Below are 22,467 nucleotides of genomic sequence, written 5' to 3'. Positions count from 1 at the left end.
CATAAAGTGAACGGAATGACCACCAGAGCCGTATGTTCCCCCTCACCCCACCCCTCTCCCTCAAGGGAGAGGGGGGTCGTCCGTGCTAGCATTATTTTATGGGGAATCCTCAGCCCCAAGGAGAGGGCCTGGGTGATGGCATTAGGCCGCACAGTTTGTAGGCCGGGTAAGCGTGAGCGCCACCCGGCTTTTTTATTTGCCCACGTAATACCGCTTCACCTCGTCAAACTGCATCGCAAAGTCGATATAGCTCATCAGCGCGGGCGAGTTCAGCTTGCGGCTTGGATACGCCAGCCACAGATCGTTACCTTCAACATTCCACTCCGGCAGCACCTGAACCAGCGCACCTTTTTCAATTTTATCTTCCAGCAGAAATGCGGGTAAGAGCGTGATCCCCGCACCGGCAATCGCACACTCGCGGGCGTATACCAGATTATCGGTCATGTGCGCGTTATCCGGCAGGTAGCGGTAATCCTCGCTCTCGCTTCGCAGAAGCCACTCCGACCACGCCCTGTGCGTAATGCAGCGGTGCTCCACCAGCTGGCGGGGATGCGTCAGCGGATCCCGACGCGCCAGATAGTCCGGCGAAGCCAGCATATAACGCGGGCAGTGCCCGATCATCCGGCCAATCAGGGAGGAGTCCTGCGGCTTACCGGTGCGCAGCGCTACGTCAAAACCGGCCTCGACCAGATCCACCACATCATCAGAAATTGACACATCCAGCGAAACGTCAGGATAGCGAAGCTGGAACTCGGCGTTCATATGCGCCAGCAGCGTCGCCCCTATCCCCGCCGGACAGGTGATCCGCAGCCGCCCGCTGGGGTTTTCGCGCAGGCGCTGAATGGCGTACTCTGCCCGCTCGCTGGCCGCCAGCATCTCGCGACAGTGCACCAGATAGTGCTCGCCCGCAAACGTGAGGCTGATCCTGCGCGTGGTGCGGTTCAGCAGGCGGATACCCACCTGCTGTTCCAGCTGGCTAATTCGCTGGCTTACGCTGGATTTCGGCAGTTCGGCTTTCTGCGCGGCAGCGGTAAAGCTGCCCATCTCCGCCACCAGCGCGAACAGCGCCATATCCTGCAGCTGTTTAAACATGATTGTTCACCCTGTACGAACGCTGAGTTCTTGATTGTCCATCTTATCACGCAGCTGGCCACTTTATAGACTAGCCTCAACAAAACGCATTTCATTGAGGAGTACACCATGTCTGTCAAAGCCATTGCCGTTAACCCAGAAAATCCGTCCACCTTCATTGAAATCACCCCGCCGATGCCGCAGCCCGGCGAGCACGATCTGCTGGTGGAGGTGAAAGCCGTCTCCGTTAACCCGGTCGATACCAAAGTCCATGCGGGCATTGCCAGGAACGGGCTGAATGAGCCGCGCATCCTCGGGTGGGATGCCAGCGGGATCGTCAAAGCCGTTGGGGGTGGCGTCACCGGATTCAAACCGGGGGATGAAGTGTGGTACGCGGGCGACATTACCCGCCCGGGCAGCAATACCACGCACCAGCTGATCGACGCGCGCATTGTCGGGCACAAGCCTGCCAGCCTCGGCTGGGCCGCGGCTGCCGCGTTGCCACTGACCGCCCTTACAGCCTGGGAAGGATTATTCGAGCGGCTGAACATTCAGGATGCCGGGGCGGATAAAACGCTGCTGATCATTGGCGGCGCGGGCGGAGTGGGATCGCTGGCGATCCCCTTTGCAAAGCACAACAGCAAGGTGAAAATCATCGCGACGGCATCAAGAGAAGATTCCGCCCGCTGGTGTCGCGATCGCGGGGCTGACGTTGTCGTCAACTACCGCGACCTGAAAGGGGAGCTGACGAAACAGGGGCTGACCTTTGTGGATTACATTTTCATCCTCAACGACACCGACGGGCACTGGGATGCGGTCAGCGACCTGATTGCGCCTCAGGGGCATATCTGTTCCATCGTTGAGAATGAACGTCCGCTGAACCAAGACAAGCTGAAGTCCAAATCCGCCGCCCTGCACTGGGAATTTATGTACACCCGCAGCATGTATCAGACCGCGGATATGGCGCGTCAGGGTGAGATCCTCAATGAGGTGGCAAAGCTGGTGGATAACGGCGTGGTGGAAAGCTCACTGAGTGAAACGCTGCACGGGCTGAGCGTGGAGAGCATTACCGAGGCGCACCGTAAAGTGCTGGAGGGACATATGCGGGGGAAAGTGGTGGTTGAGTTCTGAGTGGCTTGATGCCCTCACCCCGTCCCTCTCCCACAGGGAGAGGGAGGTTAACGTCCCCTCTCCCTGTGGGAGAGGGTTAGGGTGAGGGGTAAGTTTTTACCCCTGCTCCCCCATCATCTCCTTCACCAGCTCGACGCAGCGCAGGAAACGGGAGTCATAGTCCGACTCTTCCACATGGACAAACTCAACGTTGTTTTCGTTGAGCATCTCCACCAGCATGGACTGGAATTCCCGCCTGTCCACGGAGCTGCCGAGGCTGCGCATGCCGTCGGCCACCCACGGGGTGTTGTTCTCCAGCAGGATCACCAGGTCAAAGCGGTATTCGTCAATCAGCGCCTGCACGAACGGGTGCTCGCGCCCTTCGTATTTTTTACAGAACGCCTGCGTGGTCACGAAATCGGTATCGATAAACGCCACTTTGTTGGCATATTTCACCGCAAAATCAATGTACTGGGCATGACCGAGCGCGATTTTGTCGTAGTCGGAATACTGCAGCGCCATCTCGTCGCCGCCAAGGTGCGAGAAGACATAATCGCGGCCGTACTCCCACGCGCTGGTGGTGTTGAAGATGTTCGCCAGCTTGTTGACCAGCGTTGATTTACCGCTCGACTCGCCGCCCAGGATCGCGACGGTACGCACGAAGAACGGCTTCACCTCGGTCGGGATGTAATCCCAGTAGCGGAACGGGTTCTCGCGGATCTGCGCTCCGCTGATGTTCATAAAGGTACGTTTCGGGTCGATCAGCACCGTCTCGATACCCAGATGCTCGCGGAACTGCGGCGCGTCGGACTCTTCAGAGGTGTAGATCCAGTTAGGCGCAATGCCCTTCTCTTCCATAAACGCTTTGATGCCGTTGCTCCACACGTCCCAGCCGTGCGGATACGGCTCCATGCCCTCTTCGTTAAAGGCATGAATACGAATATTTTTCTGATACTTAAAGGTCTGGAGCAGCCAGCGCAGGCGGTCCGGCACGGTCGGCTGCTGCGACATGGCGCTGTCTTCAAACAGCTGACGGTCACGGGTTTCGTCGTAGCCCATGATGATGTGCAGCTCGTCAACCTGGCTACAGGCGCGCTGGATCAGATAGATATGTCCGGTATGCAGGGGGTAAAACTTGCCGAACACCACGCCGATGTTCTTTTGCATACGCGGGAACTCCAGCCCCAGAAAGCGGTGCAGCGCTTCCAGCTTCTGCGCGCTGGGGCTTTTGATTTTGGCGTTCAGCAGCTGGCTCAGGTAGCCTTTGGTCATGCCGCTGGCGTCCGCCACCTGCTGCAGCGTGCAGCCCTTCTGGCGGATAGCGGTCTTGATGTAGTCAAATGATGACATAAATTACGGTGCCTCCTGCAAAATCAAATTTACGTAATTATAAGTCGTCAAAGACATTTAACGCATCTGCGAGTTTTTTCACGCCAAATACCTGCATCCCTTCCGGGATCTTTTTTGGCACGTTGGCGGCGGGAACGATCGCCCGGCGGAAACCGTGTTTTGCCGCCTCGGAGATACGCTCCTGGCCGCTGGGTACCGGACGGATTTCCCCGGCGAGGCCCACTTCGCCGAATACCACCAGATCCTGCGGCAGCGGTCTGTCTCGCAGGCTGGAAACCATCGCCAGCAGCAGCGCCAGGTCTGCGCTGGTCTCCGTGACTTTGACGCCGCCGACCACGTTAACGAAAACGTCCTGATCCGCCATCTGCAGCCCGCCGTGACGGTGCAGCACCGCCAGCAGGATCGCCAGACGGTTCTGTTCCAGACCGACCGCCACGCGCCGCGGGTTGCCCATCATCGACACGTCCACCAGCGCCTGAATTTCAACAAGCAGCGGGCGCGTCCCCTCCCACAGCACCATCACCGAGCTGCCGGAGGTGATCTCATCGCCGCGGCTCAGGAAGATGGCCGACGGATTGCTGACTTCGCGCAGCCCCTGTTCGGTCATGGCAAACACGCCCAGTTCGTTCACCGCCCCAAAGCGGTTCTTGTGGCTGCGCAGGGTACGGAAGCGAGAATCCGCGTCGCCATCGAGCATTACGGAGCAGTCGATACAGTGTTCCAGCACCTTCGGCCCGGCCAGCGAGCCGTCTTTGGTCACGTGGCCGACCATCACAATCGCCACGCCGCGCGTTTTGGCAAAGCGCGTCAGGTAAGCCGCGGTTTCACGCACCTGCGCGACGCTGCCCGGCGAAGACTGAATGTCCGCCATGTGCATCACCTGGATGGAGTCGATCACCATCAGCTTCGGCTGCTCTTCTTCAGCGATCATGCAGATCTGCTCGATGCTGGTTTCGGAGAGCATGTTCAGGTTGCCGGTCGGCAGGCCCAGACGGTGCGCGCGCATCGCCACCTGCTGGAGTGATTCTTCGCCCGTGACGTACAGGGTTTTCATCTGTTCGGCGAGCCTGCAGAGCGTTTGCAGCAGCAGGGTCGATTTACCCGCGCCCGGGTTACCGCCGATCAGGATCGCGCTGCCCGGCACCACGCCGCCGCCGAGCACGCGGTCAAACTCTTTGAACCCGGTGGAGAAGCGCGGCAGCTCTTCGAGGCTGATGTCCGAAAGTTTTTGCACCTTCGCCACGCCCGCGTTACCGGCATAGCCGCTCAGGCGTTCATTGCGCGCCACGCTCGGCGAAGCCGCCACACCACGCACTTCGGTGATGGTGTTCCAGGCATGACAGGCGCTGCATTGCCCCTGCCAGCGCGGATAATCCGCACCACATTCATTACAGACAAATGCGCGTTTTGGAGCTTTCGCCACGGTTTACCTCGTTATTTCTGATTAATGCTGCCGGAGAGAATGCAGAACACCCCCATCAGGTCAGCGTGACGGATAGTGACTTCCGTCTTTTCATTCACTTTTGGCTTGGCATGGTAGGCAATGCCCAGCCCGGCGGCTTTGATCATCGGCAGGTCGTTCGCGCCATCGCCGATGGCGACGGTCTGGACGACCGGAATTTCATATTTTTCCGCCAGACGCGTCAGCGTATTGGCTTTGTACTGGGCATCTACGATATCGCCGATTACCTGGCCGGTCAGCTTGCCGTCCATGATCTCCAGCTCGTTGGCCACCACGGTGGTCAGATGCAGTTTTTCCCGCAGGTAATCCGCGAAGAAGGTGAAGCCACCGGAGGCAATCGCCACCTTCCAGCCGAGGGACTGCAGCTTCAGCACCAGCTGCGTCAGCCCTGGCATCAGCGGCAGCACGTCGCGCACCTGACGCAGAATGTTGGCATCGGCCCCTTTCAGGGTCGCCACGCGCTGGCGCAGGCTGGCGGTGAAGTCCAGCTCGCCGCGCATCGCACGTTCGGTGACTTCCGCCACCAGCTCGCCGCTGCCCGCCAGCTTCGCAATCTCGTCAATACACTCGATCTGAATGGCGGTTGAGTCCATGTCCATCACCAGCAGGCCCGGGGTTTTCAGGTGTGGAATTTTACCCAGCGGCGCGACGTCCAGCCCGGCGTCATGCGCCAGACGCGTTGCGCGCTGCGTCAGGGAACCCGCCAGGCGAATAACCTGGTAGTCTTCCACGCACCAGGCGGCGACGATGACCATTGCCGCACCGAGCTTGCTTTGATACTGAGTCAGGCGTTGCTTATCCAGACCGCGTCCGTAGAGGAGCCAGCCGCTACGACCGGCGTGGTAATCCAGAGGCATCACCTCATCGCCACTTAAAGAGAGCGGCAATCCTGGCCATAAAGAGACATCCGTTGGCAGGTCACACCAGGTAATGTTCGGCATTAAAGCTCCTGTAATTTCGTTCGCGCCGGAAGGTTGCAGAGGGAAAATAACGCATGAGGCTACCCTGTAACCATCACTTCTGGCAACATTAAGCCGTAAATTTTCAGCAGGTGGAATATGGCTCGCGCAAAACTGAAATTCCGGCTTCATCGCGCCGTGATTGTCCTTTCCTGTCTCGCACTATTAGTGGTGCTGATGCAAGGGGCATCGTGGTTTAGCCAGAACCATCAACGGCAACGCAACCCGCAGTTTGAAGAGCTGGCCCGCACGCTGGCGCGCCAGGTGACGCTCAACGTCGCACCGTCCATGCGTACCGAAACGCCGGACGATAAGCGGATAGGCCAGGTTTTACGCCTGCTCACGGAGAACAGCCGCATTCTTGATGCTGGCGTCTATGATGAGCAAGGCAACCTGATTGCCCGCGCGGGCGAGCACGTCGACGTGCGCGACAGGCTGGCGCTGGACGGGAAAAAAGCCGGGGGCTACTTTAACCAGCAGATTGTCGAACCTATTCAGGGGAAGAATGGCCCGCTGGGCTATCTGCGCCTGACCCTCGATACCCACACCCTGCCTACTGAAGCCAAACAGGTCGATAATACCACCAATATTCTGCGCCTGATGCTGCTGCTTTCACTCGCCATCGGCGTTGTGCTGGCGCGCACCCTGCTTCGCGGCAAGCGCTCGCGCTGGCAGCAATCCCCGTTCCTGCTGACCGCCAGCAAATCCGTCCCCGAAGACGAAGAGAGCGAGAAGAAAGATTAGTGATAAAGTAGGCGAACGATTCGGAAAAGGAACTTTGCCATGACGACGTTACGCCTGCTTATCTCTGACTCTTACGATCCCTGGTTTAATCTCGCGGTAGAAGAGTGCATCTTCCGCCAGATGCCCGCTACCCAGCGCGTACTGTTTCTCTGGCGTAACGCCGATACGGTGGTCATCGGCCGCGCGCAAAACCCGTGGAAAGAGTGCAATACGCGGCGCATGGAAGAGGACAACGTCCGTCTCGCGCGCCGCAGCAGCGGCGGCGGCGCGGTGTTTCACGATCTGGGCAATACCTGCTTTACCTTTATGGCGGGCAAACCGGAATACGATAAAACCATCTCAACGTCCATCGTCCTCAACGCGCTCAATTCACTCGGCGTGACGGCAGAAGCCTCCGGGCGTAACGATCTGGTGGTGAAAACCCCCGAGGGCGACCGGAAGGTCTCCGGCTCCGCCTACCGTGAAACGATGGATCGCGGCTTCCACCACGGCACCCTGTTGCTGAACGCCGATCTGAGCCGTCTGGCGAACTACCTGAATCCGGATAAGAAAAAGCTCCAGGCCAAAGGAATTACCTCCGTACGCGGCCGCGTGGCAAATCTGGTGGAGCTGCTGCCGGGGATCACGCACGAGCAGATTTGCGATGCCATCGGTGACGCGTTCTTTGAACATTACGGCGAGCGCGTTGAAGCAGAAGTCATCTCCCCTGAAAAAAACCCGGACCTGCCCAACTTCGCCGAAACCTTCGCCCGCCAGAGCAGCTGGGAGTGGAACTTCGGTCAGGCTCCTGCGTTTTCCCATCTGCTGGACGAGCGTTTTACCTGGGGCGGCGTGGAGCTGCATTTTGACGTGGAGAAAGGCCATATCACCCGCACGCAGGTGTTTACCGATAGCCTGAACCCGGCACCGTTAGAGGCGCTGGCGGCACGTTTGCAGGGCTGTTTGTACAGGGCAGATATGCTGCAGCAGGAATGCGACGCGTTGATCGGAGATTTCCCGGAGCAGGAAAAAGAGCTGCGGGAGCTGTCGGCGTGGATTGCACAGGCCGTGCGCTAGGTGCGGTCTGGTGCCCTCACCCCGGCCCTCTCCCACTGGGAGAGGGAGGGAAGAGACAGAATTACTCTTTATCGCCCAGCAGAACGGATTCCAGCGCGATTTTGATCATGTCGTTAAAGGTAGTCTGACGCTCGGCAGCAGTGGTCTGCTCGTGGGTACGGATGTGGTCAGACACGGTGCAGATGGTCAGCGCTTTCGCACCAAACTCAGCCGCGACGCCGTAAATACCCGCCGCTTCCATTTCCACGCCCAGGATGCCGTATTTTTCCATCACGTCGAACATCTCGCCGCCGTCCGGGGCATAGAACAGGTCAGCAGAGAAGATGTTACCCACGCGCGCTTCAACGCCCAGCGCTTTTGCCGCGTCAACCGCGTCACGCACCATGCCGAAGTCAGCAATCGCCGCGAAGTCATGGTCTTTGAAACGCATGCGGTTAACTTTGGAATCGGTGCAGGCACCCATACCGATAACGATGTCGCGCAGCTTAACGTCCATGCGCACCGCGCCGCAGGAGCCTACGCGGATGATTTTCTTCACGCCGAAGTCGGTGATCAGCTCTTTGGTGTAGATAGAGCAGGATGGGATACCCATACCGTGGCCCATAACGGAGATTTTGCGGCCTTTATAGGTACCGGTGAAGCCCAGCATGCCGCGAACGTTGTTCACTTCACGCACGTCTTCCAGGAAAGTTTCTGCAATGTGCTTCGCGCGCAGCGGGTCGCCCGGCATCAATACGACGTCAGCGAAATCACCCATTTCTGCGTTAATGTGAGGAGTTGCCATCTTCAGTTCCTTTTACATTGTTTATTCTTTTCACCCTCTCCCTGTGGGAGAGGGTCGGGGTGAGGGCATCAGACCTCACCCAACATGATTCAGAACATGGCCTTGCCATATTCCATGTCAGACGTACCAAAGTATTTCGCCAGGGTCTGGCCGATGTCCGCAAAGGTTTCACGGTGACCGAGCGAGCCCGGCTTCACTTTCGGGCCGTACACCAGCACCGGAATGTGCTCACGGGTGTGGTCGGTACCGGTCCAGGTTGGGTCACAGCCGTGGTCCGCGGTCAGGATCAGAATGTCATCTTCACCCACCAGCTCCATCAGCTCCGGCAGACGACGGTCAAACAGCTCAAGACCTGCTGCATAGCCCGCTACGTCACGACGGTGGCCCCAGGAGGAGTCGAAGTCCACGAAGTTGGTGAAGACGATAGTCTTGTCGCCCGCTTCTTTCATCTCTTTGATGGTGGCATCAAACAGCGCGTCCAGACCGGTGGCTTTCACTTTTTTGGTGATGCCGCAGTTGGCGTAGATATCCGCGATTTTACCCACGGAAACCACGTGGCCGTCTTTCTCATCAACCAGCTTCTGCAGTACGGTCGGTGCCGGTGGCTCAACGGCCAGGTCATGACGGTTACCGGTACGCTGGAAGTTACCCGCTTTGTCGCCGATAAACGGACGCGCGATCACGCGGCCAATGTTGTAGCCGCCTTCGGTCAGCTCTTCACGGGCGATTTCGCACAGCTCGTAGAGTTTATCCAGGCCAAACGTCTCTTCGTGGCAGGCAATCTGGAACACGGAGTCAGCAGAGGTGTAGAAAATCGGCTTGCCGGTTTTCATGTGTTCTTCGCCGAGCTGATCCAGAATCACGGTACCGGAAGAGTGGCAGTTACCGAGGTAGCCCGGCAGGTTGGCGCGCTTCACTAGCTTATCGAGCAGCTCCTGCGGGAAGCTGTTCTCGTGATCGGAGAAGTAACCCCAGTCGAACAGCACCGGCACACCGGCAATTTCCCAGTGGCCAGACGGGGTGTCTTTACCGGAGGAGAGTTCGTGAGCCCAGCCATAGGCGCCCACGACTTCCGCGTTGCCGTCCATACCGGCTGCGATTTTACCGGTAGAACCTTCATGCGCTTTCACCAGACCGAGGCGGGTCAGGTTAGGTAGAGTCAGAGGGCCTTTACGACCGTTGTCCGCTTCGCCTTTCGCACAGGCTTCCGCGATGTGGCCCATGGTATCGGAACCCACGTCACCAAAACGTTCTGCATCTTCGGTTGCGCCGATGCCGAATGAGTCCAGCACCATAATAAATGCACGTTTCATAATTGTTCTCCGTACGTAGTGCTTCAAAAATTATCGATCAGATCAGTATACCGCTATTCGGTGATACGGCGATAGACAGTCGGTGTGGTTTCCGGCGCTTTATCGTCAAGCATAATAGCCGCTTTCACCGCTTTAGCCGCTTCCTGCCAGCTGGCTTCGTCTTTGGCGTGGATCACCGCCAGCGGACGTTGACCGTCAACGCTGTCGCCCAGACGGGCCATATCGGTAAAGCCGACGCTGTAATCAATGGTGTCTGACGCCTGACGACGGCCGCCGCCCATCGAGACCACCGCCATGCCGAGGGCACGGGTGTCCATCGCAGAGACAAACCCTTCGCTATCGGCATACACCGCTTTGCTGAGCGTCGCGGTTGGCAGGTATTTCGCGTAGTTTTCGACGAAATCGGTCGGGCCCTTCTGGGCTGCAACCATGCGGCCGAAAATGTCCGCCGCTTTGCCGTTATCCAGCACCGCCTGCAGCTTCGCGCGGGCTTCTGCGTCGTCTTTGGCCAGCTTGCCGGAGATTAACATCTCAACGCACAGCGCCATGGTGACGTCGAACAGACGCGGGTTACGGTATTCGCCTGTGAGGAACTGGACGGCTTCACGCACTTCGACAGCGTTACCGGCGCTGGAGGCCAGCACCTGATTCATGTCAGTGAGCAGCGCGGTGGTGCGCACGCCCGCGCCGTTGGAGACCCCAACGATCGCTTCGGCAAGCGCAGCAGAAAGTTCATAGGTTGGCATAAAGGCGCCGCTGCCGACCTTCACGTCCATCACCAGCGCGTCCAGCCCTTCTGCCAGTTTCTTCGCCAGGATAGAGGCGGTGATCAGCGGGATGGAGTCAACGGTCGCGGTGATGTCGCGGGTCGCGTAGAAACGCTTGTCTGCCGGAGCAAGAGAGCTGGTCTGGCCGATAATCGCCACACCAACGTCTTTAATAATGTCGCGGAAGCGGCTGTCGTCCGGGAAGATATCGAAGCCCGGAATGGCTTCCAGTTTGTCGAGCGTACCGCCGGTGTGGCCCAAGCCGCGCCCGGAGATCATCGGGATGTAACCGCCGCAGGCTGCCACCATGGGGCCGAGCATCAGAGACGTCACGTCACCCACGCCGCCGGTGGAGTGTTTATCCACAATCGGGCCGTTAAGGTTGAGGCTTTTCCAGTCCAGAACGGTTCCTGAATCTCGCATCGCCATGGTCAGCGACACGCGCTCAGGCATCGACATATCGTGGAAGAAAATGGTCATCGCCAGAGCCGCAATCTGCCCTTCTGAGACGGTGTTATCACGAATGCCGTTGATAAAGAAGCGGATCTCTTCGTCGCTTAATGCATGACCATCACGTTTTTTACGAATAATTTCTTGTGCGAGAAACACGGTAACCTCCATGCGGAATCGGGGGAGTTGTGGCGGGTGGCGCTACGCTTACCCGCCCTACGATCCTGTCGGCCGGATAAGCGAAGCGTCATCCGGCATTGTCTGGCAATCAGTAGCTGCTTGCGCTCTTACCGTCGCCGTGACCCAGCGCTTTCAGCAGGCTGGCCAGCAGGCTGGACGCACCGAAGCGGTAGTGACGGGAGTCCGCCCAGTCGGCGCCAAACAGCTCGTCGGCAATCGCCAGGAACTGCTGCGCGTCTTCGGCGGTACGCACGCCGCCCGCAGGTTTGAAACCAACGGTTTTGGATACGCCCATGTCGCGGATCACTTCCATCATGATGCGCGCGCTTTCCGGGGTCGCATTCACCGGCACTTTACCGGTAGAGGTTTTAATGAAATCCGCACCGGCTTTGATGGAGATTTCAGATGCTTTACGAATCAGCGCCTCTTCTTTCAGCTCGCCGGTTTCGATGATCACTTTCAGCAGCACGTTTGCCGCCGCGCACGCGTCTTTACAGGCTTTCACCAGGTCAAAACCGACCTGCTCGTTGCCGGCGATCAGCGCGCGGTACGGGAACACCACGTCAACTTCGTCTGCGCCGTAGGCAATCGCCGCGCGGGTTTCTGCCAGCGCAATCTCGATATCGTCGTTGCCATGCGGGAAGTTAGTTACGGTTGCAATACGCACGTCCGGCGTGCCCTGCTCTTTCAGCGTCTTACGGGCAATCGGGATAAAGCGCGGGTAGATACAGATGGCTGCGGTGTTACCCACCGGCGTTTTCGCCTGATGGCACAGGGCGATGACTTTTTCATTGGTGTCGTCATCGTTCAGGGTGGTCAGGTCCATCAGTTTCAACGCGCGCAGGCTGCTTGCAGTTAAATCGGTCATAACATTCTCCAACGGCAGTGCCGTATAAATTTTACCTTGCGGGTCTGTGAGTATTCTAACATTCACCCGCATCCACACTTCGACATTCATCACAGTTAATGAAAACTGCATACAAATTTGCATTACTGTAATGAGATCTTCTTCAAACTTTAATGCGTAAGTTGCCGACTAAAGCAGCGATACCCCCTGTCGGATCAAAAGCCCCGACAGGCTGGCTTCCTACAATCCGTTCATCATCCGCAGAACACTCAAGGAAGCGACTATGCCCCACTCCAGCCCCGACGCCCTGCAACAACGTTGTCAGCACATTGTGACAAGCCCGGTGTTAACCCCGGAACAAAAACGTCATTTTCTGGCGCTGGAAGCGGAGAACAACCTGCCTTACCCGGCACTTCCTGAGGCCGCACGAGCCGCGCTGGACGAGGGTTTTATCTGCGACATGTTCGAAGGCCATGCGTCTTACAAACCCCGTTACGTTCTGCCGGATTACGCAAAATTTCTGGCTAACGGTTCAGAGTGGCTGGAGCTGGAAGGCGCGAAAGATCTCGACGACGCCCTCTCGCTGTTAACCATCCTCTACCATCATGTTCCGTCCGTCACATCGATGCCGGTCTATCTCGGTCAGCTTGATGCGATATTAACTCCATATGTTAGAATTCTAACACAAGAAGAGGTCGATAGCCGAATAAAACGTTTCTGGCGCTATCTCGACCGTACGCTGCCGGATGCGTTTATGCACGCAAACATCGGGCCTGAAGATACACCCGTCGCGCGCGCCATTCTGCGTGCCGATGCAGAGCTGAAGCAGGTCGCGCCGAACCTGACCTTTATCTACGATCCCGATATCACCCCGGACGACCTGCTGCTTGAGGTGGCAAAAAACATATGTGAATGCAGCAAACCGCATATTTCTAATGGCCCGATGAATGATAAAATTTTCACAAAAGGCCGTTACGGCGTAGTGAGCTGTTACAACTCCCTGCCGCTTGCTGGCGGTGGCAGCACTCTGGTGCGCCTCAACCTCAAAGCCATTGCTGAACGCAGCGCATCCATTGAAGACTTCTTCACCCGCGCGCTCCCGCACTACTGCCAGCAGCAAATTGCCATCATCGATGCGCGCTGCGGTTTCCTGTACGAGCAATCTGGCTTCTTTGAGAATAGCTTCCTGGTCAAAGAGGGGCTGATTGATGCCGATCGGTTTGTGCCCATGTTTGGCATGTACGGCCTGGCGGAAGCGGTGAATACGCTCTGTGAAAAGGAGGGCATTGAAGGCCGTTACGGAAAAGACGAGCAGGCCAACGCGCTGGGCTATCGCATCAGCGAACAGCTTGCGGCGTTCGTTGAAAGCACGCCGGTGAAGCACGGCTGGAAGCACCGCGCGATGCTTCACGCGCAGTCGGGGATCAGCTCCGACTCCGGCACCACGCCGGGCGCGCGCCTGCCCTACGGCGATGAGCCGGATCCTGTCAGCCACCTGCTGGCCGTTGCGCCGCATCACAAACACTATCACTCCGGAATCAGCGATATTCTCACCCTGGAGGAGACGGTCAAACGCAATCCGCAGGCGGTGGTTCAGCTTTGCCTGGGCGCGTTCAGGGCCGGTATGCGTGAATTTACCGCCAACGTAGCGGGTAACGATCTGGTACGCGTGACCGGCTACATGGTTCGCTTGTCGGATCTGGAGAAATACCGGGAAGCCGGATCGCGCACCAATACTACCTGGCTGGGGGAAGAAGCCGCACGCAATACCCGTATTCTGGAACGTCAGCCGCGCGTGGTTAGCCATGAACAGCAGATGCGCTTTAGTTAGTCAGGTCATTCCTTTTTCCTGCGTGGACGGGCCGGGCAGCCGCCTGGCGCTGTTCCTGCAGGGCTGCAACCTGCGCTGCAAAACCTGCCACAACCCGTGGACGATCGGTCGCTGCAATGACTGCGGGGACTGCGTGCCCCACTGCCCGCACGACGCGCTGACGATTCAGGCCGGACGCGTCTGGTGGCAGGAGAGTGACTGCCAGCAGTGCGACACCTGCCTGCACCTGTGCCAGCAGCAGGCAACGCCTATGGCGCACCGCTTCAGCGTGGAAGAGATCCTCACTCATGTCCGCAAATCCTCCCCCTTTATCGAAGGGATCACCGTGAGCGGCGGTGAAGCCACAACGCAATTGCCATTTTTGATCGCCCTGTTCACCGCGATCAAAGCCGATCCCGCCCTGCGTCACCTCACCTGCCTGGTAGACAGCAACGGTCTGTTAAGCGAAACCGGCTGGCAAAAGCTGCTGCCGGTACTGGATGGCGCGATGCTGGATCTGAAGGCGTGGGGGAACGAGCATCACCGTTTCCTGACCGGGCGCGAAAACCCGCAGATCAAGCAGAGCATCCGCTGGCTGGCAGATCGTCACCGTTTGACTGAACTCCGCCTGCTGGTGATTCCGGAGCAGTGTGATTATCTGGAACACCTCAAACCGCTAACGACCTTTATCCACGGGCTTGGAAATGTACCGGTGCGCATCAACGCGTTTCATGCGCAGGGCGTTTACGGTGAGGCGGCCTCATGGCGCAGCGCCACGCCCGAGGACGTTGAACCGCTGGCGCTGGCGCTGGAAAAACAGAAGATAACGGTGATCCGCCCGGCGCTTTACCTATAGCGTGATGCCAAATACCGAACGGGTATTTTCCAGCAGCGCATCGGCAATCACCTCTTCAGGCTCTTTTCGCAGTTCACACAGGGTGGTAAACACGCGCGCCGCCTGTTCCGGGCGATTCGGCTGACCCTGAAAACCATTCAGCGGCATATCCGGCGCGTCGGTTTCCAGCAGAAGCGCCGACAGCGGCAGCTGTGCCATCACGTCCCGGGTTTTACTGGCGCGCGGATAGGTGATAGTGCCACCGACGCCGATTTTATAGCCCAGCTCAATGAAACGCTGCGCCTGCTGCAGGCTGCCGGAGAAACCGTGCACGACGCCCCTGCGCGGCAGATCGATGCGTTTCAGGTGCATCGCCAGCTTATCGTGCGTGCGTCTTGAGTGGAGGATCACCGGCAGATCGTGGCGCTTCGCCAGTCTGAGCTGCGCGTCGAGGATCGTCTGCTGGCGCTCAAACTGCGGATCCTCGCGATAAAGATCGAGGCCGATCTCACCGATGGCGACAAGTTTGTCTCCTGCGGTTTGCACGACCTCATCAAGCCTCTCAATGTGCTCATCAAGATGCCGCTCAATCACAATCGGATGCAGGCCGAGCGCGGCATAGAGCGCGGGGTGCCGCGCGGAAAGATCCAGCACCCGGGAAAAATAGGCCGCTTCCACTGCCGGCACAATAATAGCCTGAACGCCTGCCTCAGCCGCTTTCGCAATGCTTTGGTCTTCATCCCCCGTAAACGGCGGAAAATCAAAGTGGCAGTGGGTATCGACAAAGCGGAGCGTCACGCCAGATCCTCGTTATCCAGTAAAGCGTCATTCGCCTGCGGAATATCCACCAGCGGCGTCGTCAGGGCGTCGTTGGCGACAATCGCAGGCGGCAAAATAATGCGTTTATGGCGATGAAGCGGCGGTTGCTCCGCCAGCATTTTCCCCACCGTCGCCAGGAAGTAACGCCCGCACAGCCGCCCCGTTTTGTAATCCATGCGCAGCGCAGGGACGCGGCTGCCCAGGGCCATACTCAGCAGCGGCTTAGGCGGATAGATTTCAAAAATACGCAGCTTACCCGGCGGTTTTTCAATGAAGCGCTGCATCGCGCCGTAGGTGGTTTCATGCTGCTTCGCGATATTCACCAGCGGCTGCAGGCTGCTGTCGCCCAACCAGCGCTCCATCCGTTTAAACCACTGCGGCGTGTAATACATTTGCGACGGTACGGTACGGATCACCACAATGGTTTTCGCCCCGCGCCGGGCGGCTTCCTGCACCGGCACAGCGTCACTGATCCCACCGTCCAGATAGCTAATGCCGTCCAGCAGGGCTCCCGTACGATAAAAGCCGGGGATCGCGCTGGAGGCGCGGATGATGTCCAGCCAGTTCTCCTTCTGAGGAGAAAAATAGCCCGGCGAATAGTCATCGCCCCGGCTGGCGCACATCCAGAACTCTTTGCCGCTATCAAACAGACGGGCAGCGGTATCCATGGCCAGCGGCATCTGGCTGGAGGTCGACTCCAGCAGCCAGTCGAGATCGATCAGGTTGCCGCCGCGCACAAAGCGCACCGGATTAAAAAATTCTTTTGCCGTGGTGTAGCGCATGATGACCTTTCGCGCATAGCCAGGCTGGTTACAGACATAGGCAGAGAGGTTCTGCGCCCCGGCAGAGGTGCCGAAGTAAAGGTCAAACGGGTTGAACTGCGCGCGCATAAATTCATCCAGCACGCCGGCGGTGAAAATGCCGCGCTGTCCTCCACCTTCGCAGACCAGCGCGAGTTGTCCTGCGCGAAACGGCTTTAACGTCAGCGGCGCAATATTGCCGAGCGTAACGGGAATTCGTTGCCCCACCTCTGCTTTCCTGTTTTGATTATTTTATAACACCACAGTAACGCACCCGACCTGTTACGCAAATAAGAAAAAGCCAGTCGCAGTGACTGGCTTTATTTTGTTGAAGGAATATTGCGTTTGCTACGGACGTCTACGACCCGTAAACAGGCTGACCAGGAACAGAATAATACCTACAACGAACACAATCTTAGCTGCCCATGCCGCTGTACCTGCCAGTCCACCAAAGCCCAATGCGGCGGCAATTAACGCGATAACCAGAAATATAATGCCCCAACGAAACATAAGCTTCTCCTTTACCATAGTTAATGTCGGCCGCTAAACGTGAGCGCTCAGGTCACTCACCGGCGTTTTTCCAGAGTCGTTCTTATTTCGCCCGCAGGTTTTAACCAGACGGGCGAATGGTCCAGATTTACTTCGTTTTCAGATCGTTTTTAACGCTTTTCACACCGTCAATCGCTTTCGCGATGGACTCGGCGCGTTCACTTTGCGCCTGCGAATCTACCGTACCGGAAAGCTGAACCACACCATCGGTGGTTTCCACTTTCACCTTACGGGACGGCACGATGTCATCTGCTAAAAGTTTAGCTTTGATTTCGCTGGTAGTAGCGGCATCACCGGCATAACCTTTCACCGACGCGTTTTTACCGTCACGTACGTGCAGCTTATCGCTGACGGACGCAACGCCTTCAACGCCCTTCGCGACTTTCACCGCCTGTTCGGCCTGAGTCTGGCTTTCCACGAAGCCGCTCAGCGTGACCACTTTCTTGTCGGTCTTAACGGAAATATCGGTGCTTTTGATGGATTCATCATCCACCAGTGCGGCTTTCACTTTTGCTGTGATTGAGCTGTCGTCCATGAAGTTGCCGACTTTATTCATAGAGCTATCGATTTTTTGCCCTGCGCTATCGGCCGTGGACTGGGCTTTATCCATTGTGCTGCTTTCCGCCAGAGCGGAACCGCTCACCAGAACGCTACCCAGGGTTACAGCCAGCAGAGTTTTCGAAATCTTCAGTCTTGTCATATTCATCGATCTATTCCTGTGTTTACCCGTTATTCGGGCTACATACTTCCTTAGTAGTTTTATATATTGCGAATAAACACACGGGCAAAATGGATAACCTAAAGTCATGCATTGAACAGTTAATTTATCCACGCCCGGTGTTAAACACTGAGTTAAATATAGATCACTCTCACAGAGCCGCTTTCAGAATTGGGTAAAAAACGCGCGAATAGCGTGAAATTGCGTTGAATTAAGAACATTCCGCAAGGGATTAATAAGACAGGAATTAAAGAAGAGCACGGCGGGAGCCGTGCTCTGAGAGGGGATTAGTGCTCGCGGGTTTTACGGAACTGAACGTCAGGGTAACGTTCCTGCGTCAGGTTCAGGTTCACCATAGTTGGCGCGATATAGGTCAGGTTATCGCCGCCATCCAGCGCCAGCTGAATTTCGTTCTTACGCTTAAATTCTTCGAATTTCTTAACGTCAGAACACTCAACCCAGCGCGCGGTCGCGACGTTCACAGACTCGTAAATCGCTTCCACGTTGTACTCGCTCTTCAGACGCGCGACAACCACGTCGAACTGCAGCACGCCGACCGCGCCAACGATCAGGTCATTGTTCGCGATTGGGCGGAACACCTGCACGGCGCCCTCTTCGGAGAGCTGAACCAGGCCTTTCAGCAGCTGTTTCTGCTTCAGCGGATCGCGCAGACGGATACGACGGAACAGCTCCGGTGCGAAGTTCGGAATACCGGTGAACTTCATCATTTCACCCTGGGTGAACGTATCGCCGATCTGAATAGTGCCGTGGTTGTGCAGACCGATGATGTCGCCCGGATACGCCTCTTCAACGTGCGAACGGTCACCCGCCATAAAGGTCAACGCGTCGGAAATCACCACGTCTTTACCGGTACGCACCTGGCGCAGCTTCATGCCCTTTTCATATTTACCGGACACCACGCGCATAAAGGCCACGCGGTCGCGGTGTTTCGGGTCCATGTTGGCCTGAATTTTGAACACGAAGCCGGTGAATTTCTCTTCCTGCGCTTCCACTTCACGGGTGTCGGTGTTACGCGGCATCGGGCGCGGCGCCCACTCCACCAGACCGTCCAGCATATGGTCAACGCCGAAGTTACCCAGCGCGGTACCGAAGAAGACCGGGGTGATTTCACCGCTCAGGAACAGCTCTTTGTCGAATTCGTGAGACGCGCCTTTGACCAGCTCCAGCTCGTCGCGCAGCTGCGCGGCCAGCTCTTCGCCGACTGCCACGTCCAGCTCAGGGTTATCCAGACCTTTCACCACGCGAACTTCCTGAATGGTGTGGCCTTTACCGGTCTGATACAGGTAGGTTTCGTCTTTATAGAGGTGATACACCCCTTTGAACAGCTTACCGCAGCCAATTGGCCAGGTGATGGGCGCACAGGCGATTTTCAGCTCGCTTTCCACTTCGTCCATCACTTCCATCGGGTCACGGATGTCGCGGTCGAGTTTGTTCATGAAAGTGAGGATCGGCGTATCGCGCAGACGGGTGACTTCCATCAGCTTGCGGGTCCTGTCTTCTACACCTTTCGCGGCGTCGATCACCATCAGACAGCAGTCCACCGCCGTCAGGGTACGGTAGGTATCTTCGGAGAAGTCTTCGTGGCCCGGGGTATCCAGCAGGTTCACCAGGCAGTCGTGATACGGGAACTGCATCACGGAGGTGGTAATCGAAATACCACGCTGCTTTTCCATCTCCATCCAGTCGGATTTTGCATGCTGGCTGGAGCCACGGCCCTTCACGGTACCGGCAGTCTGGATCGCCTGTCCGAACAGCAACACCTTCTCAGTGATGGTCGTTTTACCGGCATCCGGGTGCGAGATAATGGCAAAAGTGCGGCGCTTGGCCACCTCTTGCAGATAAGGAGACAACGTCATAATTAAATCTTCTTTTATAAGCGCGGCAGCACGCCACGCATCATGGAATACAAAATTGCGGCTATTTTACCCATCAATGGGGGGCAGGCAATCATTGTTTACACAGGAGTTGCTCCAGTTCGTTCAACGACGTCACGGTCCAGGTCGGCTCGATGCCTTCAGGCTTCACGCGGCCATGCGCGTTGAGCCAGACGGTCGACAGACCTGACTTCATGCCGCCCAGGATATCTGACTCTGCTGTATCACCCACCATCAGGACGCGATCGCGGTCGGGATTTCCGGCCTGCGCCAGCGCGTAGTCGAAAATTCGCGGATCCGGCTTCGGCACGCCAACCTCTTCCGAGATCACCAGCGCGTCGAAATGATCGCGCAGGCCGGTGCGCTCGAGGCGGATCTGCTGCAGGGCGGTAAAACCGTTGGTGATGATCCCCAGTTTCACCTTGCCTTTCAACGCATTCAGCAGGGAAACCGCACCCGGCAGTGGCGCACAGATATCCGCCATCGCGTTCAGGAAGGCATCATTCAGCGTCCCCGGACTGACCTTTAAGCGTTCCGCCCAGACGTCAAAGCGCTGGTGCTGAAGTTGTAACGCCGTGATGGCACCGTTCTGGTAATCCACCCACAGCGGTTTGTTTACCGCCTGATAGTCCTGAAAATCTTCAGCGGTGAAGGTCACGCTATAGTCGAGAAACATCCGCTGCAGGCCGCCGAACGAATCGAACGTAAACAGCGTTTCGTCGGCATCAAAGAAAATCCAGTCCCATTTCATCGTTACAACCTTATATTCGTTATCCAATCGGCAGAGCCATTATGATGGCGTCTTCACGTCCCTCTGCGGTGGGGTAGTAGTTACGGCGGATTGTCGCCTCGTTAAAGCCTAAGCTTTCATAGAGCGCGATGGCGGCGACATTCGACGCGCGCACCTCCAGCCACAGGGTGAAAACGTCACGGGTTTCGAGCTCGCGAATGAGGTGCTCGAGCAGTTCTCTTCCCAGCCCACGGCGCTGAAACGCGGGATCAACCGCAATATTAAACAGCGTCGCTTCATCAAGAACCACCTGCGTGATCGCGAAGGCGGCCATGGTGCCGTCAACGTCCAGACGGAAGTTCAGATACCGTTCGCCCTGATTGCTGGCGAAGGTTTTTTCGCTCCACGGAAACGCGTGGGCGCGTGTTTCAATCGCAAACGCTGTGGTCAGGTCAGACGTCGTGAGGGAAGAAATCGTGTTCATATTCGCAGATTTGTTGCCATAGCGCGCTGCGCGCTTTTGGGTTGGCTTTCAGTTCGTCCAGCGCTGGCGTGCAGATCTGGCTCCCCTGGAGGGGGATCTCGTTTGTTTCTCCGATACGCCAGCTGTTACAGCGGCTATCAGGAGGAAGCATCGCGACACGCTCTGGCGTCAGCTGTAAAACCTGGTCGGCCGTCATCTTCAGGCTGCGAAGGACATCATCGATCAGGGGTTCATTCAGGGCAGGCAGTTCTTCCGCCACCATCACCAGGCGTACGTGCGCAGGGATGGAAATGGCGATTTCGCCCTGCAACGCCGTCGGGCGACGCAAAGCCCACTGGGTAATGCCCAGCTGCTGCAACTGCCAGTCTCGTCGGGATGTCATAGGGAAAACTCCTGTCTCTCAGGCGCGCAAATATAGCAAATGTGTCGAAAGTGCGCCATCTACCTACTATAATCCCCGCCTGAGTTTATTGAGGAACAATTCATGTCTGCATTTACCCCGGCAAGTGAAGTCTTGCTGCGTCACAGTGATGATTTCGAAGAAAGCCGTATTCTGTTTGCCGGAGATATGCAGGATGACCTGCCTGCGCGTTTCGACTGTGCTGAAAGCCGTGCCCACACCCAATACTACCACCACTGGCAGGTGCTGAGCCGCCAGATGGGCGAGCGCGCGCGCTTTAGCCTGGTGGCGGAGCAGAGCGATATCGCCGACTGCGATACGCTGATCTACTACTGGCCGAAGAACAAGCCGGAAGCCCAGTTCCAGCTGATGAACCTGCTCTCCCTGCTGCCGGTCGGCTGCGATATTTTCATTGTGGGTGAGAACCGCAGCGGCGTGCGTAGCGCTGAACAGATGCTGGAAGGCTACGCGCCGCTGAATAAAGTCGACAGCGCACGCCGCTGTGGTCTGTACCATGGCCGTCTGGAAAAACAGATAACGTTCGATCCACAGGCTTACTGGGACGAGTACCAGCTTGACGGCCTGACCATCAAAACCCTGCCGGGCGTGTTCAGCCGTGACGCGCTGGATACGGGCAGCAAGCTGCTGCTCTCCACCCTGACGCCGCACACCAAAGGCAAAGTGCTGGACGTGGGCTGCGGCGCGGGCGTGCTCTCTACCGTGCTCGCCAGCCATTCACCAAAAGTGCGTTTAACCCTGTGTGACGTGAGCGCCCCGGCGGTAGAAGCCAGCCGCGCAACGCTTGCCGCAAACGGTATTGAAGGCGAGGTGATTGCCAGCAACGTCTTCTCCGACGTCACCGGTCGCTTCGACATGATTATCTCCAACCCGCCGTTCCACGACGGCATGGAGACCAGCCTGGAAGCCGCGCAAACGCTGATCCGTGGCGCAGTCCGTCACCTCAACAGCGGCGGCGAGCTGCGTATTGTCGCGAACGCCTTCCTGGCGTACCCGAAAGTGCTGGACGAAACCTTCGGCTTCCACGAAGTGATCGCGCAGACCGGCCGCTTTAAGGTCTACCGCACCGTCATGACGCGCCAGGCCAAAAAGTAATCTCCACTCCAGCAGGCCGGATAAGCGCAAGCGCCATCCGGCTCCGCATGGCGCCTGCATCGGCCATTTTTGCAGCAATCAAGGCGTAGCGCGCACTTTTCTGTTGACGTAAAGCTGAAAACATCTAGAATGCGCCTCCGTGGTTACGATACTTTTACAGTATCGATGGTATGCGAAGGTGGCGGAATTGGTAGACGCGCTAGCTTCAGGTGTTAGTGTCC

The 22,467-nt window shown here is 57.4% G+C and carries 22 protein-coding genes; 6 read left to right on the top strand and 16 right to left on the bottom strand.

Annotated elements, in window-relative coordinates:
• Nucleotides 1-192: 192 nt before the first annotated feature.
• Nucleotides 193-1,092 (bottom strand): LysR family transcriptional regulator, encoded by a 900-nt coding sequence (locus tag ADJ24_RS02915; RefSeq protein WP_023310328.1) that lies wholly within the window; start codon nucleotides 1,090-1,092, stop codon nucleotides 193-195.
• Between the two features lie 108 nt (nucleotides 1,093-1,200).
• Here ADJ24_RS02915 and ADJ24_RS02910 point away from each other — a divergent pair, with 108 nt between their 5' ends.
• Nucleotides 1,201-2,202, top strand: coding sequence for a zinc-binding alcohol dehydrogenase family protein (locus ADJ24_RS02910; RefSeq protein ID WP_023310327.1), 1,002 nt, complete (start codon nucleotides 1,201-1,203; stop codon nucleotides 2,200-2,202).
• Between the two features lie 96 nt (nucleotides 2,203-2,298).
• Here the strand turns inward: ADJ24_RS02910 and nadR are convergent, their stop codons facing one another.
• Genes nadR through serB form a run of 3 tightly spaced genes read right to left on the bottom strand, consistent with a single transcriptional unit; the run spans nucleotide 2,299 to nucleotide 5,934 of the window.
• Nucleotides 2,299-3,531: a multifunctional transcriptional regulator/nicotinamide-nucleotide adenylyltransferase/ribosylnicotinamide kinase NadR gene (gene nadR / locus ADJ24_RS02905; protein ID WP_006810194.1), complete on the bottom strand. Its 1,233-nt coding sequence runs from the start codon at nucleotides 3,529-3,531 to the stop codon at nucleotides 2,299-2,301.
• 37 nt (nucleotides 3,532-3,568) lie between these two features.
• Complete coding sequence (gene radA / locus ADJ24_RS02900) at nucleotides 3,569-4,954, bottom strand: DNA repair protein RadA (RefSeq protein ID WP_023310326.1); 1,386 nt, start codon at nucleotides 4,952-4,954, stop codon at nucleotides 3,569-3,571.
• A gap of 11 nt (nucleotides 4,955-4,965) precedes the next feature.
• Nucleotides 4,966-5,934, bottom strand: coding sequence for a phosphoserine phosphatase (serB, locus tag ADJ24_RS02895; RefSeq protein ID WP_023310325.1), 969 nt, complete (start codon nucleotides 5,932-5,934; stop codon nucleotides 4,966-4,968).
• Nucleotides 5,935-6,051: 117 nt separating this feature from the next.
• Here serB and ADJ24_RS02890 point away from each other — a divergent pair, with 117 nt between their 5' ends.
• Together ADJ24_RS02890 and lplA are read left to right on the top strand one after the other, a co-directional pair.
• On the top strand, nucleotides 6,052-6,696 hold the full coding sequence (locus tag ADJ24_RS02890; protein WP_023310324.1) for a YtjB family periplasmic protein: 645 nt from the start codon (nucleotides 6,052-6,054) through the stop codon (nucleotides 6,694-6,696).
• 39 nt (nucleotides 6,697-6,735) lie between these two features.
• Nucleotides 6,736-7,752 (top strand): lipoate--protein ligase LplA, encoded by a 1,017-nt coding sequence (lplA, locus tag ADJ24_RS02885; RefSeq protein ID WP_023310323.1) that lies wholly within the window; start codon nucleotides 6,736-6,738, stop codon nucleotides 7,750-7,752.
• A 61-nt stretch (nucleotides 7,753-7,813) separates the two neighbouring features.
• On the opposite strand, the gene deoD is transcribed toward lplA, so the two are convergent.
• The 4 genes from deoD to deoC form a co-directional block, all read right to left on the bottom strand.
• Nucleotides 7,814-8,536 (bottom strand): purine-nucleoside phosphorylase, encoded by a 723-nt coding sequence (gene deoD / locus ADJ24_RS02880; protein WP_010427122.1) that lies wholly within the window; start codon nucleotides 8,534-8,536, stop codon nucleotides 7,814-7,816.
• Between the two features lie 89 nt (nucleotides 8,537-8,625).
• The gene (gene deoB / locus ADJ24_RS02875) at nucleotides 8,626-9,849 is read right to left on the bottom strand and encodes a phosphopentomutase (RefSeq protein WP_023310322.1); all 1,224 of its coding nucleotides are present in this window, start codon (nucleotides 9,847-9,849) and stop codon (nucleotides 8,626-8,628) included.
• Between the two features lie 53 nt (nucleotides 9,850-9,902).
• Complete coding sequence (gene deoA / locus ADJ24_RS02870; RefSeq protein ID WP_023310321.1) at nucleotides 9,903-11,225, bottom strand: thymidine phosphorylase; 1,323 nt, start codon at nucleotides 11,223-11,225, stop codon at nucleotides 9,903-9,905.
• Nucleotides 11,226-11,334: 109 nt separating this feature from the next.
• Entirely contained in the window at nucleotides 11,335-12,114 is a 780-nt protein-coding gene (gene deoC / locus ADJ24_RS02865; protein WP_023310320.1) for a deoxyribose-phosphate aldolase, read from the bottom strand.
• 262 nt (nucleotides 12,115-12,376) lie between these two features.
• Between deoC and ADJ24_RS02860 the strand changes: the two genes are divergently transcribed.
• Together ADJ24_RS02860 and ADJ24_RS02855 are read left to right on the top strand one after the other, a co-directional pair.
• The gene (locus ADJ24_RS02860) at nucleotides 12,377-13,924 is read left to right on the top strand and encodes a YjjI family glycine radical enzyme (RefSeq protein WP_023310319.1); all 1,548 of its coding nucleotides are present in this window, start codon (nucleotides 12,377-12,379) and stop codon (nucleotides 13,922-13,924) included.
• Entirely contained in the window at nucleotides 13,899-14,759 is an 861-nt protein-coding gene (locus tag ADJ24_RS02855; RefSeq protein ID WP_023310318.1) for a YjjW family glycine radical enzyme activase, read from the top strand. Before ADJ24_RS02860 ends, ADJ24_RS02855 begins: the two co-directional genes overlap by 26 nt.
• Here the strand turns inward: ADJ24_RS02855 and ADJ24_RS02850 are convergent.
• The 8 genes from ADJ24_RS02850 to ADJ24_RS02820 form a co-directional block, all read right to left on the bottom strand.
• On the bottom strand, nucleotides 14,754-15,536 hold the full coding sequence (locus ADJ24_RS02850; RefSeq protein ID WP_023310317.1) for a TatD family hydrolase: 783 nt from the start codon (nucleotides 15,534-15,536) through the stop codon (nucleotides 14,754-14,756). The two genes, ADJ24_RS02855 and ADJ24_RS02850, sit on opposite strands and share 6 nt — an antisense overlap.
• Entirely contained in the window at nucleotides 15,533-16,585 is a 1,053-nt protein-coding gene (locus ADJ24_RS02845; RefSeq protein WP_023310316.1) for a patatin-like phospholipase family protein, read from the bottom strand. Before ADJ24_RS02845 ends, ADJ24_RS02850 begins: the two co-directional genes overlap by 4 nt.
• A gap of 120 nt (nucleotides 16,586-16,705) precedes the next feature.
• Entirely contained in the window at nucleotides 16,706-16,867 is a 162-nt protein-coding gene (locus tag ADJ24_RS23365; protein ID WP_003856556.1) for a DUF1328 domain-containing protein, read from the bottom strand.
• Nucleotides 16,868-16,994: 127 nt separating this feature from the next.
• On the bottom strand, nucleotides 16,995-17,612 hold the full coding sequence (gene osmY / locus ADJ24_RS02840; RefSeq protein ID WP_023310315.1) for a molecular chaperone OsmY: 618 nt from the start codon (nucleotides 17,610-17,612) through the stop codon (nucleotides 16,995-16,997).
• Between the two features lie 299 nt (nucleotides 17,613-17,911).
• Complete coding sequence (prfC, locus tag ADJ24_RS02835) at nucleotides 17,912-19,501, bottom strand: peptide chain release factor 3 (protein WP_023310314.1); 1,590 nt, start codon at nucleotides 19,499-19,501, stop codon at nucleotides 17,912-17,914.
• A 91-nt stretch (nucleotides 19,502-19,592) separates the two neighbouring features.
• Nucleotides 19,593-20,270 carry a pyrimidine 5'-nucleotidase gene (gene yjjG, locus ADJ24_RS02830; RefSeq protein ID WP_023310313.1) on the bottom strand — a complete coding sequence of 226 codons (678 nt, stop codon included), beginning with the start codon at nucleotides 20,268-20,270 and terminating at the stop codon, nucleotides 19,593-19,595.
• A 19-nt stretch (nucleotides 20,271-20,289) separates the two neighbouring features.
• Nucleotides 20,290-20,733 (bottom strand): ribosomal protein S18-alanine N-acetyltransferase, encoded by a 444-nt coding sequence (gene rimI, locus ADJ24_RS02825; protein ID WP_023310312.1) that lies wholly within the window; start codon nucleotides 20,731-20,733, stop codon nucleotides 20,290-20,292.
• Nucleotides 20,702-21,115, bottom strand: a complete 414-nt coding sequence (locus ADJ24_RS02820; RefSeq protein ID WP_023310311.1) for a DNA polymerase III subunit psi — start codon at nucleotides 21,113-21,115, stop codon at nucleotides 20,702-20,704. The genes rimI and ADJ24_RS02820 overlap by 32 nt, the downstream gene beginning before the upstream one ends.
• A gap of 102 nt (nucleotides 21,116-21,217) precedes the next feature.
• Here ADJ24_RS02820 and rsmC point away from each other — a divergent pair, with 102 nt between their 5' ends.
• Nucleotides 21,218-22,246 carry a 16S rRNA (guanine(1207)-N(2))-methyltransferase RsmC gene (gene rsmC, locus ADJ24_RS02815; RefSeq protein ID WP_023310310.1) on the top strand — a complete coding sequence of 343 codons (1,029 nt, stop codon included), beginning with the start codon at nucleotides 21,218-21,220 and terminating at the stop codon, nucleotides 22,244-22,246.
• Nucleotides 22,247-22,467: the final 221 nt, after the last annotated feature.

Origin of the sequence: Enterobacter sp. 940_PEND (genome assembly GCF_001059415.1) — a bacterium.
GTDB lineage: Bacteria > Pseudomonadota > Gammaproteobacteria > Enterobacterales > Enterobacteriaceae > Enterobacter > Enterobacter cloacae_M.
This window is presented reverse-complemented; position numbering and strand designations above follow the sequence as displayed.

What these genes read in the sequence shown, in the direction of transcription:
- ADJ24_RS02890 (WP_023310324.1), top strand. Translation starts at nt 6,052, where the DNA reads ATGGCTCGCGCAAAACTGAAATTCCGGCTTCATCGCGCCGTGATTGTC.
- ADJ24_RS02820 (WP_023310311.1), bottom strand. Translation starts at nt 21,115, where the DNA reads ATGACATCCCGACGAGACTGGCAGTTGCAGCAGCTGGGCATTACCCAG.
- ADJ24_RS02910 (WP_023310327.1), top strand. Translation starts at nt 1,201, where the DNA reads ATGTCTGTCAAAGCCATTGCCGTTAACCCAGAAAATCCGTCCACCTTC.
- yjjG (WP_023310313.1), bottom strand. Translation starts at nt 20,270, where the DNA reads ATGAAATGGGACTGGATTTTCTTTGATGCCGACGAAACGCTGTTTACG.
- nadR (WP_006810194.1), bottom strand. Translation starts at nt 3,531, where the DNA reads ATGTCATCATTTGACTACATCAAGACCGCTATCCGCCAGAAGGGCTGC.
- ADJ24_RS02855 (WP_023310318.1), top strand. Translation starts at nt 13,899, where the DNA reads ATGAACAGCAGATGCGCTTTAGTTAGTCAGGTCATTCCTTTTTCCTGC.
- deoD (WP_010427122.1), bottom strand. Translation starts at nt 8,536, where the DNA reads ATGGCAACTCCTCACATTAACGCAGAAATGGGTGATTTCGCTGACGTC.
- rimI (WP_023310312.1), bottom strand. Translation starts at nt 20,733, where the DNA reads ATGAACACGATTTCTTCCCTCACGACGTCTGACCTGACCACAGCGTTT.
- serB (WP_023310325.1), bottom strand. Translation starts at nt 5,934, where the DNA reads ATGCCGAACATTACCTGGTGTGACCTGCCAACGGATGTCTCTTTATGG.
- prfC (WP_023310314.1), bottom strand. Translation starts at nt 19,501, where the DNA reads ATGACGTTGTCTCCTTATCTGCAAGAGGTGGCCAAGCGCCGCACTTTT.
- ADJ24_RS02915 (WP_023310328.1), bottom strand. Translation starts at nt 1,092, where the DNA reads ATGTTTAAACAGCTGCAGGATATGGCGCTGTTCGCGCTGGTGGCGGAG.
- deoB (WP_023310322.1), bottom strand. Translation starts at nt 9,849, where the DNA reads ATGAAACGTGCATTTATTATGGTGCTGGACTCATTCGGCATCGGCGCA.
- ADJ24_RS23365 (WP_003856556.1), bottom strand. Translation starts at nt 16,867, where the DNA reads ATGTTTCGTTGGGGCATTATATTTCTGGTTATCGCGTTAATTGCCGCC.
- osmY (WP_023310315.1), bottom strand. Translation starts at nt 17,612, where the DNA reads ATGAATATGACAAGACTGAAGATTTCGAAAACTCTGCTGGCTGTAACC.
- ADJ24_RS02860 (WP_023310319.1), top strand. Translation starts at nt 12,377, where the DNA reads ATGCCCCACTCCAGCCCCGACGCCCTGCAACAACGTTGTCAGCACATT.
- lplA (WP_023310323.1), top strand. Translation starts at nt 6,736, where the DNA reads ATGACGACGTTACGCCTGCTTATCTCTGACTCTTACGATCCCTGGTTT.
- deoC (WP_023310320.1), bottom strand. Translation starts at nt 12,114, where the DNA reads ATGACCGATTTAACTGCAAGCAGCCTGCGCGCGTTGAAACTGATGGAC.
- rsmC (WP_023310310.1), top strand. Translation starts at nt 21,218, where the DNA reads ATGTCTGCATTTACCCCGGCAAGTGAAGTCTTGCTGCGTCACAGTGAT.